General features: G+C 73.3%; 6 protein-coding genes. 4 read left to right on the top strand and 2 right to left on the bottom strand.

Annotated features, from left to right (window positions below; genetic code table 11):
- Positions 1-214 precede the first annotated feature (214 nt).
- Together UO65_RS13075 and UO65_RS13070 are read right to left on the bottom strand one after the other, a co-directional pair.
- Positions 215-592: an anti-sigma factor antagonist gene (locus UO65_RS13075; RefSeq protein WP_052021126.1), complete on the bottom strand. Its 378-nt coding sequence runs from the start codon at positions 590-592 to the stop codon at positions 215-217.
- A gap of 247 nt (positions 593-839) precedes the next feature.
- Positions 840-2,234 carry a PucR family transcriptional regulator gene (locus UO65_RS13070; protein ID WP_084175535.1) on the bottom strand — a complete coding sequence of 465 codons (1,395 nt, stop codon included), beginning with the start codon at positions 2,232-2,234 and terminating at the stop codon, positions 840-842.
- Positions 2,235-3,068: 834 nt separating this feature from the next.
- Here UO65_RS13070 and UO65_RS36730 point away from each other — a divergent pair.
- The 4 genes from UO65_RS36730 to UO65_RS13045 all read left to right on the top strand — a co-directional run.
- On the top strand, positions 3,069-4,787 hold the full coding sequence (locus UO65_RS36730) for a DUF6801 domain-containing protein (RefSeq protein WP_161784461.1): 1,719 nt from the start codon (positions 3,069-3,071) through the stop codon (positions 4,785-4,787).
- 194 nt (positions 4,788-4,981) lie between these two features.
- On the top strand, positions 4,982-6,232 hold the full coding sequence (locus tag UO65_RS13055) for a lipase family protein (RefSeq protein ID WP_035282213.1): 1,251 nt from the start codon (positions 4,982-4,984) through the stop codon (positions 6,230-6,232).
- 617 nt (positions 6,233-6,849) lie between these two features.
- Positions 6,850-7,677: an SDR family oxidoreductase gene (locus UO65_RS13050; protein ID WP_035282211.1), complete on the top strand. Its 828-nt coding sequence runs from the start codon at positions 6,850-6,852 to the stop codon at positions 7,675-7,677.
- A 53-nt stretch (positions 7,678-7,730) separates the two neighbouring features.
- Positions 7,731-12,755, top strand: a 5,025-nt coding sequence (locus UO65_RS13045) for a type I polyketide synthase (RefSeq protein WP_035282209.1), incomplete at its 3' end; no start/stop codon positions are given.

Genomic DNA, 12,755 nt, shown 5'->3' with positions numbered 1-12,755 from the left:
CAAGCAGATCCACCCACCCGGGCACGCCCAACAAACGACCGGGCTTTGAACCCAACCACAGCCGAGCAGATCAGCCCACCTGGGCACGCCCCGAAAATGACCGGGCTTTGACACACAGCCACGGCTGAACAGATCAGCCCACCCGGGCACCACCACCGAAACCCCGGGCTTCGGACCGAAGCACACGGCGAACACCCGCACCCCGCACCCCGCGTCAGCGCGTGCGCTGCCTCGGGATGGTGCCGATCGCCACCAGCGCCTCCGCGATGCTCGTGTACGGCTGGACCACTCCCAGCAGCCCCGTCACCTCGAGCCCCCGCAGCACCGACCGCCCGCACCCGACCACCAGCAGCACCCCACCGTCGTCCGCCGCCCGGTGCCGGGCGCGGACCAGCAGGGACAGCCCGCAGGCGCCGACGAAGTCGACCCCGCCGAGGTCTAGGACCAGCACCGGTGGCCTGCCGCGCTGGCGGACGGCGATGGCCGCGGCGGCGGTGTCGCGGGTGGCCAGGTCGATGTCGCCGGACAGCCGCAGCACCGGCACGTCGGCGATGTGGTCGTGCCGCACGGACAGGGTCATCGTCTCGGGCATGTGGCGCTCCGGGGGGTCGGGGCGGCCACGATGAAAATGCTCGGTCGCTGCCCGGAGCAGGGGTCCGGGCGGCATTCCCAACGCAGCGTCACCAAGAGTGGGACCCCTCCGACGCTACGCTTCGGCCCGCAGGACACAACCCCACGGTCGGGTGCTGTCGGCGACCGGTTGCTCGCGCTGCGTGTTCACCCCTGGTGATCGGCCTGGATATCGCGGGCCGTGGCGCTTTCGCGCCACCCGGGCGGGGTCAGCGGCGCCGGTCCGCCAGGGAGACCGGTGCCGGGGCGGTCTCCTCGTCGTCCTCGTCGTGGGGGCTGCGCTGCGCGGGCACGCCGGGGTCGAGCAGGGTGCGGGCGCGCAGGGCGATCTCCATGCACAGCCGCTCCTGCGGGTCGTCGATCCGGTCGCCGAGGAGTTCCTCGATCTGGTGCATGCGGTAGCGCACGGTCTGCGGGTGCACGTCGAGGCGGGTGGCGATCTCGTTGATGCCGCCCCGGGTCTCCAGCCAGGCCAGCAGGGTCGTGGTCAGCCGGTCGCGCTGCTTGGGGGTGAGGTCGGCGAACGGCTCCAGGGCGCGCTGGGTGAGCTGGTCGAGCAGGAACTCGTCGGAGAGCAGCACCAGCGCGGACAGGTGGTCGGAGCAGCGCAGCACCTTCTCGTCGGGCAGCACCCCGCGCTGGGCCAGCAGCAGGGTGCGCCGGGCGCAGGACAGCGAGCGGTGGGCCTCGGCCAGTGGGACGGTGGGGCCGATGGCGGCGCGGCGGCCCGCCAGTTCGCGCACCAGCGCGGGCAGGTGCGCGTCCGGGTCGGCCACGACCAGGCACGGGTCGGCGCTCTCCAGGTCGACCAGCACGTCGCCGCCGAAGACGGAGGCGGGGAGCTGGTCGGCGGCGGGCCGGTACTCCAGGGCGATCACCGCCAGCCGCTCCGGCACCGCCCAGTCGGTGGTGCCCGCCAGGTCGGCGATCGCCTGCGGGGGCACCGGCGGGTTGGACAGGATCAGCTTGAGCAGTTGCCTGCGGCGGCGCTCCAGTGCGCCGGTCGCGTTGCCCTGCGCCTCGGTGTAGCCAGCGATGGCGATCGCGCAGACCTCGTCGACGTAGGCGAAGATCCGGTCGGCCAGGGTGAACAGGGTCTCGGTGGGCACGCCCATGGTGCGGCCGACGGCGCTCATCCGCCGCCAGACCACCCGGGCGCCGACGCGGACCGCGGTCTGCAGCGCGTCCATGGTGCGGCCCTGGGCGTACTCGACCTTGCCCGCGTAGGTGAAGGCGTTCGTCCAGTCGTGCACGGCCCCGTTGACGTCGCCGGAGCTGTCGAAGCAGCGCACGATCGCCATCTCCACCGAGCCGACCAGCACCTCGCGGAACTGGCCCTGCAGCGGTTGGGCGTAGGCGGGCACGGCGGCCTGGATCTCCCCGATCACCTCGCGCACGAGGTCGACGGACTGCCTGCGCATGCGCACCGACAGCTCCGGGGGGATGGCCGACCAGAGGGCGCGGGCGGCGCTGATCCCGCGCCCGGTGGGGGTGCCGGGGGCGGCGGCGCGCTCGGCCGCGTGGGTGGTGGCGCCGTGGTGGGCCGCGAGTCGCAACCCGACCGCGGTCGAACTCGGTGTTGCGAAGTTCCGTGTCGGTTCCATCGTCATGCGCCACCTCTTCGTGACAAAACAGCCGTCCGTGTCAACAGGGACGGTGACCGGTTTGCTCCGCTGACGATAAATATGTGTCGTCTCGGGTGTCAAACAGTTCGTGAAACACGCCGGAAATCCCACTGTGAGCGGGAACATGAAAAAATTTCTTGTCACCGGGTGACGACCTGGCGCCGGAAACATCGTCCGATCATGACAAGCACCGCTCGGCGACCTGCGGTATACAGAAACTCCTGGTCATGCCCCGTCTGGAGGCTTGGCACACGCTGTGCGTCCATTCGGGTGCAGCGCGTCACAGTTGTCACGGGGATGCGCGCGTGGGTGCCGCCACTTGGCATTGGCGGCCAATCAATTGCCGATATCTGCGTCTTATCGGGGTCTTGCATCACATCTTACCAATGGGTAAGTTGCCCTGAAGTGGCTGGAAAGTTTCAGCCACCCACCGGCGTCCCCGGAGCGCATTCGGTCAGTGTGTTTCAGGATTCGGCAAGGGTGGTAGGGCGCTGGTGAAGTCAGCATTCTCGCCGGTGTGTTGACAACCGATCGTGATTTGTCCCGCTGGGAGACGAACAATGGGATCGCGCAACGGAGCGGATCGTGCGAGAGCCGCCGTCAGTTCCGGCTGCCCGCGCGCCCCCCGTCCGTCCGGTCCCCGCCACCGGGGCACGGCCGGGAGCCGCGTCCGCAACACCCCTGAGACCGCGTTGACCGACACGAGATAGGTGCCACCGTGGTCAGCGCGGTTCCGGGCTGACCACCCAACCCCCCGGGCTCGACCCCGCCACCGGCGGGCCGAGTGCGTCCCCACGGGAAACGGAAGAGGACATGAGGATTCTGAAGTCGAATAAGCTGATGGCGGCGACGTCCGCCATCGGAGTGACCGGGGTGGTGATCGGCGGACTGCTGCTGTCGGCCGGGCAGAGCTCCGCCGCCACGGTGACCGTCGACAAGACGCTCAACTACACCTGCCCGTTCCCGCTGATCGGCGATCAGAAGCTGGTTGTGCAGATCCAGACGGTCGTGGAGACGCCCGCCAACGAGGGCGGCGAGCTCAAGGCCGGTGAGTTCACCGCCACGGTGACCGTGCCGGAGACCGCCACCCAGGGCCTGACCCTGGTCGGCGCCGCCACCGTCGAGGGCGGCGGCAGCGCGGGGATCACGCTGAACAACGCGGGCATCGCGCTGCCGATCGCCATCCCCGACCTCGCCGTGGCCAAGACGAACGTGCCCGCCTCCGGCTCGTTCACGGTGACCGCCAAGGGCCAGGTGCCCACCGCGTACCCGAAGCAGGGCCCGACCACGGTCGTGGTCGGCGACTTCTCCACCACCCTGACCCCGAAGCGGGCCGACGGCACCCCCACCGGCCTGGGCACCTTCGAGTCCAAGTGCAAGATGGACGCGGGCCAGGACGCCAAGATCCTCGACTTCGTCGTCGGCGCCCCGGGTGGCGGCGGCACGACCGCCCCGACCACGGAGCCGACCTCCGGCACCACGGAGCCCACCTCGGGCACCACGGAGCCGACCTCGGGCACGACCGAGCCGACCTCCGGCACCACCGAGCCCACCTCGGGCACCAGCGAGCCGCCCACCAGCGAGCCCGGTGGCGGCGGCACGCCGATCACGGTCGACAAGTCGCTGAACTACCTCTGCCCGTTCCCGCTGATCGGTTCGCAGCAGCTCGCGGTGCAGATCAAGGCCACGCTGACCCCGCCCGCCGCCGCCGGTGGCGACCTGACCACGACGGACTTCTCCGCCATCGCCACGGTGCCGCCGACCGCCACCCAGGGCCTGTCCCTGGTCGGTGCGGCCACCGTCGAGGGCTCGGCCGAGGCCAAGGTCATCGCGGACAACGCGGGCAGCAAGATCGACATCACCATCCCGGGCCTGAACGTGCCCAAGACCGACGTCCCGGCCAGCGGCAGCTTCACCGTGACCGCCTCGGGTGACGTCGCGCCGCAGCCGGTCCCGGCCGCGGGCGAGACCGTCATCAACGTCGGCGACTTCACCACCACGCTGACCCCGAAGAAGGCCGACGGCACCGCCACCGGCCTGGGCACCTTCGACGCGCCGTGCAAGCTCGTCGAGGGTCAGGACACCGAGCTGGGCCGCTTCACCATCGGTGGCGGCGGTGGCACCACCACGCCGCCGACCTCGGGCTCGACCACCCCGCCCACCTCGGGCTCCACCACCCCGCCGACCTCGGGTTCGACGACCCCGCCGACCTCCGGGTCGACCACGCCGCCGACCTCGGGCTCGACCACCCCGCCCACCTCGGGTTCGACCACCCCGCCGGTCACCACGACCACGGACGTCACCACCACCCTGCCGCCGGTCCTGACCCAGGACCCGCCCGCCTACTCCGGCGGCGGCAACTACCCCGGTGGCGGCAGCTACCCCGGCAGCAGCTACCCGACGGGCAACAGTGGCGGCCTCGCCTCCACCGGTGCCTCGATCGGCCTGCCGCTGGCCATCGGCGGGGCGCTCCTGCTCGCAGGCACCGGTGCGCTGTTCTGGCAGCGCCGCCGGACCCGCAACGAGGCCTGATCCCCACCAGCACGACCCCCGGATGCCCGGCGGAGCCTCGGCTCCGCCGGGCATCCGGCTTGTCATGGGCACTAAAAGCGCAATGGTGCTATTTGTGAGAATCCAATGAGGAATTGTCACGCTATCTGGTGGTAATATTTCCCCGTCGTTTCCGAAAATAATTTCCCGCCGTTCCGGAGGTCGAGTTGTCCAGGATGAAAACGCGTGTGCCACGTGCGGCGGTCATGGTGCCGCTGCTGGCATTGGGCCTGGTCACGGCCGTGTGGCAGGCGCCAGCCGGAGTGGCTGCCGAGGGTGTGAAAGCGCAGGCCGTCGCCGCTGCGGCGCCCGCCTACTCCACCGAACCGGAAGACCCCGCTTTCTACGTGCCGCCGAACCCGCTGCCCGCGGGAAAGCCCGGTGACATCATCCGGTCGAAGCCGTCGAAAGCGGGCGCCGCGACCGACAAGATCAACGCCTGGCAGGTCATGTACCTGTCGACCAACGCCCTGGGCGCCCCGATCGCGGTGACCGGCACGATCCTGACCCCCAAGGGCAAGGACCCCAAGACCACCCCGGTGATCAGCTTCGGGGTCGGCACGCACGGCCCGGCGTTCAAGTGCACCCCGTCGTACATGTCCGAGATCGGCGCGCTCTACGAGCAGCCCGCGGTCAACGACTTCATCGCCGCGGGCTACTCCGTCGCGATGACCGACTACGAGGGCTACGGCCCCAACCCCAGCAAGACCACCTACATCACCGGCAAGGCCGAGGGCCCGGCCATGCTCGACATCGTGCGCGCGGGCCAGCGCCTGCCGGACGTGGCGTGGAGCCCGTCGGCCAAGGTCGTGCTGCGCGGCTACTCCCAGGGCGGCGGCGCCGCGCTGTGGGGCGCGCAGGTCCAGCCCACCTACGCCCCCGACGTCAACCTGGTGGGCGTGGCCGCGGGCGGCGTCCCGGCCGACCTGACCCAGGTGGCGCTCTCCCTCGACGGCAAGAAGGGCTTCGGCTTCCTGGCCTACGCCCTGCTCGGCCTCGACCACGCGTACCCGGACCTCAAGCTCGCGAGCTACATGAACGACGCGGGCAAGAAGATGTTCAGCGACCTGGAGAACGGTGCCTGCACCGTGGAGCTGCTGACCACCTACGCGAACAAGAAGCTGCTCGACTACACGACCACCAGCCCGGTGCTCACCCCGCCGTGGCTGGCCAGGGTCGCGGAGAACAAGCTCGGCACCAAGAAGCTCTCCGTGCCGGTCTACCAGTACCTGGGTGCCCAGGACGACCTCGTCGACCCGAGCCAGGGCCGCACGCTGCGCAAGGACCTCTGCGCCAACGGCACCTCGGTGCAGTTCAAGGAGTTCCAGTCCGACCACATCACCCTGGTCTACACCGGCAACAAGGACGCGCTGGCGTTCGTGAAGGACCGGATCGAGGGCAAGCCCGCGACCCCGAACTGCGCCTGATCCCGGCGCGGCGGGCCTGAGTCGCCCGCGCACGACCCCGGCGGAGCCCGGGGGGACCGAGGCCGGTCCCCCCGGGCTCCGCCGTCGTGTGGCGGGGGACACGGGGATCGGTCGCCTTCGCGGCTCGGTTCCCCTAACCGCCGGTTGGGGGGAATTGTGAACGCCCCCGGTCGCTAATTGAGGTTACCGGGGGGAATTGTGAACGGTGCGTGACCGATTCGTCGAACCGGTCGGGGTGGTGGTATTGGGCGGCACCGGGCCCGCGGTGCGATGAATGCGGGTTCTGCTCATGTTTGGCACATCCGACACATGCCGCCCGCCGAACGGATTGCGAACAATCCTCGCGTAAATTGCCTCTTCGAGCCTCTGACCTGCACCTATCACCTGTTAGGGCACGAGTCTGACGCGCGGTCGCACGCTGCTCCACTCGGCGTAACTGCTCACCGACCAACAAGAAGGCATAAAGAAACAGTGTTCGCCGTGAGAACTTCACGACCCCTGCTTGACGTTGTCTGACGGCGCATTCTAAATTCGCCCGGCAGGTGCCGGAAACTCCTCGGCCCGCACCCGGTCGAGCTGACCGGGTAGGCGGAACAATTCCGGTCGGAGGACAAGGCATGGAAATCCCGGGCAGGTCGGTGCTGGTCACCGGCGCGGGCAACGGCATCGGGGCCGCCCTCGCGCTGCGGCTGGCGGCCGAGCGCCCCCGGGTGGTGCTCGTGTCCGACCTCGACGCCGACGCCGCGGGCGCGGTCGCCGACCGGGTGCGCGCCCTCGGCGTCGCGGCCGTCGCGGTGCGCACCGACGTGTCCGACCCCGACCAGGTGCGCGAACTCGTCGCCCTGGCCGAGCGCGACCACGGCGGCGCCGACCTGATCTGCTCCAACGCGGGCGTCGCCACCGGCATGGGCGTGCACGCGAGCCCGGCGCAGTGGGCGGACTCCTGGTCGGTCAACGTGATGGCGCACGTGCACCTGGCCCAGGCTGCGCTGCCGGGCATGTCCCGCCGCCGCGGCGGGCACCTGCTGATCACCGCCTCCGGGGTGGGCCTGCTCGGCCTGCCCGGCGACGCCCCCTACACCGTCACCAAGCACGCCGCGGTCGCCCTGGCCGAGTGGCTGGCCTGCTCCTACGGCCACCTGGGCATCGGCGTGAGCGCGCTGTGCCCGATGGGCGTGCGCACCGACTTCCTGATGCCCGGCGTCGAGGCCGGGCACCCGGCGGCGCGGGCGATCACCGCGACCGCCCCGATCATCGAACCCGAGCAGGTCGCCGAGGCCGCCGTCGCGGGCATCGCCGAGGACCGGTTCCTGATCCTGCCGCACCCCGAGGTGGGCGTGCTGCACGCCCGCCGGGCCGCCGACCCGGAGACCTGGGTCGCCGAGCGGCGCGCGGCCGCGACGGCCCGCCGCGGTGCCGGGCGCCGCGCGCAGCCCACCCCCTGACCAGCAGACCAGGCCACACCACGCGGAAACGCGGACACGACGGAGGCGCGGAGATGACGGAGGCGTCGGCGGGAGCGCGGGACGAGCGGCCCGAGCTGGTGCTGGGCATCGGCCCCGGCGGGCAGCCCTGCGCCGGGCTCTGCGGCGCGGTCAGCGCCGCGGGCGGCCTGGGCGTGCTCGACCTCGGCGCGGGCGACCGGGTCGCCCGCGCCGCCCTGCGCTACGCGGCGGGCTGGCCCGCCGACCGCCGCTTCGGCATCCGGGTGCCCGCCGACTGCGACCTCGGGTTCGCCGACGTCGCCGCCGTGCTCGGCACCGCGGTCGAGCGGCTGGCCGTGGTGGTCCTCGGCGGCGACTCCGCCTGGCGGGTCGCCGACGTGCCCGACCGGTACTTCGTGCTGGTCGAGGTCACCTCCCTGGCCGAGGCCAGGGCCGCGGACGACCAGGGCGCCGACGGGGTGATCGCCCGCGGCAACGAGGCGGGCGGCCGGGTCGGCGACACCGGCGCGTTCGTGCTGCTGCAACAGCTCCTGTCCGCCCCCGGCCTGTCGCTGCCGGTGTGGCTGTGCGGCGGGATCGGCCCGGACACCGCCGCCGCGGCCGTGGTCGGCGGCGCGGCGGGCGTCGTCCTGGACACCCAGCTCGCCCTGCTGCCCGAGGCCGACGTGCCGGACGCGCTGGTCGCCGCCCTGTCCACCGGGGACGGCACCGACACCGTGGTCGTCGACGGGCACCGGGTGCTGCCCCGCCGCGCCCCGGCCACCGGCAGCCTGCCGATCGGCCAGGACGCCTACCTCGCCGCGGGCTTCCTGACCCGCTTCGGCGGTGTCGCCCGCGCCGTCCGCGCTGTGCTCAACGCCGTGAGCGACGCCGTGCGCGAGGACCGCCCGGCCGTGTTGCGCCCCGGTTCGCCGCTGGCCGCCGCGCTGGGCACCGGGCTGCCGGTCGCGCAGGGCCCGATGACCAGGGTGAGCGACACCGCCGGGTTCGCCGCCGCCGTCGCCGCCGAGGGCGGGCTGCCGTTCCTGGCGCTGGCGCTGTCCTCCGGCGAGCGCAGCCGGGAGCTGATGGTCGAGACCGCCGCCCGGGTGGGCGAGCGGTCGTGGGGCGTCGGCGTGCTCGGGTTCGCCCCGGCCGAGCTGCGCGCCGCGCAGCTCGAGGTGATCCGCGAGCTGCGCCCGCCGGTGGCGCTGATCGCCGGGGGCCGCCCGGACCAGGCCAGGGCGCTGGAGGACGTCGGGATCGCCACGTTCCTGCACGTGCCCTCACCCGGGCTGCTGACCCAGTTCCTCGACGCGGGCGCGCGCCGGTTCGTCTTCGAGGGCGCCGAGTGCGGCGGCCACGTCGGTCCGCGCACCAGCTTCGCGCTCTGGCAGGCCCAGCTCGACGTGCTGCGCGACCGCCCCGACGTCGCGGGTGTGCAGGTCCTGTTCGCCGGTGGGGTGCACGACGCCCGCTCCGCGGCGATGGTCGCCGCGCTCGCCGGTCCGCTGGCCGACCGGGGCGCCGAGGTCGGGGTGCTCATGGGCACCGGGTACCTGTTCACCGAGGAGGCCGTCGCGCACGGCGCGGTCACCGAGACCTTCCAGCGGCAGGTCGTGGCCGCCGAGACCACCGCCGTGCTGCGCACCGCCCCCGGGCACGCCACCCGCTGCGTGCCCAGCCCGTTCACCGACACCTTCGACGAGACTGGCAGGCGGCTGCTGGAGTCCGGCGTGCCGCAGCGCGAGGTGTGGGAGGAGCTGGAGCGGCTCAACACCGGGCGGCTGCGCATCGCCAGCAAGGGACTGCGCCGCGAGGGGCCGCAACTGGTCGACGTGGACGCCGCCGGGCAGCTCGAGCAGGGGCTGTTCATGGCCGGTCAGGTCGCCACGCTGCGCTCGGCCGTCACCACCGTGGCCGGGCTGCACGCCGACGTGACCACCCGGGCCGGGGAGTTCCACCGGGCCAGGGCCGTCGCCGTGCGCGCCGAACTGGGCGTCGAGCGCCCGCAGCGCCCCGAGCCGGAACCGCTCGACATCGCCGTGGTCGGCATGTCCTGCCTGTTCCCCGGGGCCGGTGACCTGGCGTCGTTCTGGGCCAACGTCGTCGGCAACCTCGACAGCGTCACCGAGGTCCCCGCGCACCGCTGGGACCCGGAGGTCTACCACGACCCGGCGGCCACCCGCGGCTCCGGCGACCGCACCCCGTCCAAGTGGGGCGGCTTCCTCGACCCCGTCCCGTTCGACCCGCTGCGCTACGGCATCCCGCCCGCCGCGCTCGCGGCCGTCGAGCCGGTGCAGCTCCTTGCCCTGGAGGCGGCGCACCGCGCGCTGGTCGACGCCGGTTACGCCAACGGCGGCTTCGACCGCGACCGGACCGGTGTGGTGTTCGGCGCCGAGGCCGGGTCCGACCTGGCCACCGCGGCGAACCTGCGGATGGCGCTGCCCGCCTACTTCGGCGCGGTGCCCCCGGAACTCGACGACCAACTGCCCCGGCTCACCGAGGACTCCTTCCCCGGCAGGCTGGCCAACGTCATCTCCGGGCGCATCGCCAACCGGCTCGACCTCGGCGGCGCCAACTACACCGTCGACGCCGCCTGCGCGTCCTCGCTGGCCGCGGTGGACGTGGCGTGCAAGGAACTCGCCTCCGGCAGCGCCGAGGTGATGCTCGCCGGTGGCGCCGACCTGCACAACGCCATCGACGACTACCTGCTGTTCTCCTCCGTCGGCGCGCTGTCGCCGACCGGCGCCTGCCGCACCTTCGACTCCCGGGCCGACGGCATCGCCCTGGGCGAGGGCGTGGCCTGCGTGGTGCTCAAGCGCCTCGCCGACGCCGAGCACGACGGCGACCGGGTCTACGCGGTGATCAAGGCCGTCGGCAGCGCCAGCGACGGCAAGGCCCTCGGCCTGACCGCCCCGCGCGCCGACGGCCAGCGCCGCGCGCTGCACCGCGCCTACGCAGCCGCCGGGGTCTCACCCGCCGACGTCGAACTGGTCGAGGCGCACGGCACCGGCACCGTGGTCGGCGACCGCACCGAGCTGCGCACCCTCACCGAGGTCTTCACCGAGGCGGGCGCCCGCCCCGGCGGCACCGTCGTGGGCTCGGTCAAGTCCCAGATCGGGCACACCAAGTGCGCCGCGGGCCTGGCCGGGCTGATCAAGACCGCGATGGCCCTGCACACCGGGGTCCGCCCGCCCACCCTGCACGTCACCGCGCCGAACCCGGCCTGGACCCCGGACGGCCCGCTCGCCTTCCGCGCCACCGCCACCCCGTGGCCGCGCGACCCGGCCGAGCGGGTGGCCGGGGTCAGCGCCTTCGGCTTCGGCGGCACCAACTTCCACGTCGTGCTCACCGGGCACGCCTCGGCCGCGTTCACCCGCCGCGGCGTGCGCCGCTGGCCCGCGGAGCTGTTCACCTTCCACGGCGCCGACGACGCCGCCGCGCACCGCCAGGTCGACCGGTTGCTGCAAACCGCCACCGCCAACGCCGCCGCGGGCAACCCGTGGACGCTGCTCGACCTGGCCCGCACGACCGCGCTGCGCACCGAGCGGGAGACCGCCCCGGTGCGGGTCGCCGTCGTGGCGTCGGACCTGGACTCGCTGACCACCCTGCTGCGCCGGGCGCTGGCGGGGGAGACCGACCCGAAGGCCGGGCTGCACCGGGCCGGCGGGCAGCCCGCGGGCAAGCTCGCCGTGCTGTTCCCCGGGCAGGGCAGCCAGCGGCCGGGGATGCTCGCCGAGCTGTTCGTCGCCTTCCCCGACCTGGCCAGGCACCTGGGCCGCGGCGCGCTCGCCGAGGCGATCTTCCCGCCGGACGCGTTCACCCCCGAGACCGCCGCCGCCCAGCGCGACGCGCTGCGCGACACCAGGGTGGCCCAGCCCGCGCTCGGCGCCACCGGCCTGGCCGCGAACGAGCTGCTCGGCAAGCTCGGCGTCGAACCGGACATGTACGCCGGGCACTCCTACGGCGAACTGGTCGCCCTGGTCGCGGCCGGGTCGCTGGACCCGGCGCGGCTGCTGCCGCTGAGCGAGGTGCGCGCGGAGACCATCCTGGCCGCCGCGGGCGCGGACCCGGGCACGATGGCCGCGGTCACCGGCGAGTACGGCGAGGTGCAGGCCGCGCTGGAGTCGGCGATGCTGGCCGGTCGGGTCGTGGTCGCCAACCACAACGCGCACCGGCAGATGGTGGTCTCCGGGCCGACCGCGCTGGTCGCCGAGGCCGTCGAGGTGCTGCGCGCGGCCGGGCTGCCCGCCAAGCGCATCGAGGTGGCCTGCGCGTTCCACAGCCCGGTCGTCGCCGGGGCCGCCGACGCGTTCGCCGAGCGGCTGGCCGGGGTGGACTTCGCCCCGCCCAGGGTGCCGGTGTGGGCCAACCGCACCGCCCGTCCGTACGTCGACGACGCGCCGGGCATCCGGCACGAGCTGTCGGCGCAGCTCGCCTCGCCGGTGCTGTTCGTCGGCCAGGTCGAGGCCATGTACGCCGACGGCGCCCGGGTGTTCCTGGAGGCCGGGCCCGGCCGGGTGCTGGGCAACCTGGTCCGCGCCACCCTGGGCGAGCGCCCGCACACCGTCGTCAGCCTGGAGTCCACCCGCGACGGTGGGCTGCCCGCGCTGCTGCACGCGCTGGCCCAGTTGGCGGTCGCGGGGGTGCGGCTGCGCACCGGCTGGCTCACCTCGGGCCGCGGTGGCCTGGACGTCGGCTCGCTGCCCGCCCCTACTGCTCCACAGTGGACTGTTGACGGGCAGTTGGTGCGCACCGCGTCCGGTCAGCCGGTCGCCGGGGGGCTCGCGCCCGCCCGCCGGGTGGCGCCGCTCTCGGCCGCGCCCGTGCCGGTCGCCGCGGCAGGCACGCGGGACCAGTTGGTGGCGGAGTACATCCGCTCCAGCCGGGAACTGATGGCCGCCCAGCGCGACGTGCTGCTCGGCTACCTCGGCGCCGCTCCCGCCGCGCCGACCACCCTGCCCGCCGCGCTGCCGACCACGCTGCCGACCGCCGCACCGCTCCCGCTGACCGTGCCGACGCCCGCCGCGCCCGCGCCGACGGTGGACGCGCTGTCCACTGTGCTCGGCGTGATCGCGGAGCGGACCGGTTACCCG

It is taken from the genome of Actinokineospora spheciospongiae, assembly GCF_000564855.1.
Classification (GTDB): domain Bacteria; phylum Actinomycetota; class Actinomycetes; order Mycobacteriales; family Pseudonocardiaceae; genus Actinokineospora; species Actinokineospora spheciospongiae.
The sequence above is the reverse complement of the archived record's forward strand: the minus strand, read 5'-3'. Positions and strand labels throughout refer to the sequence as shown.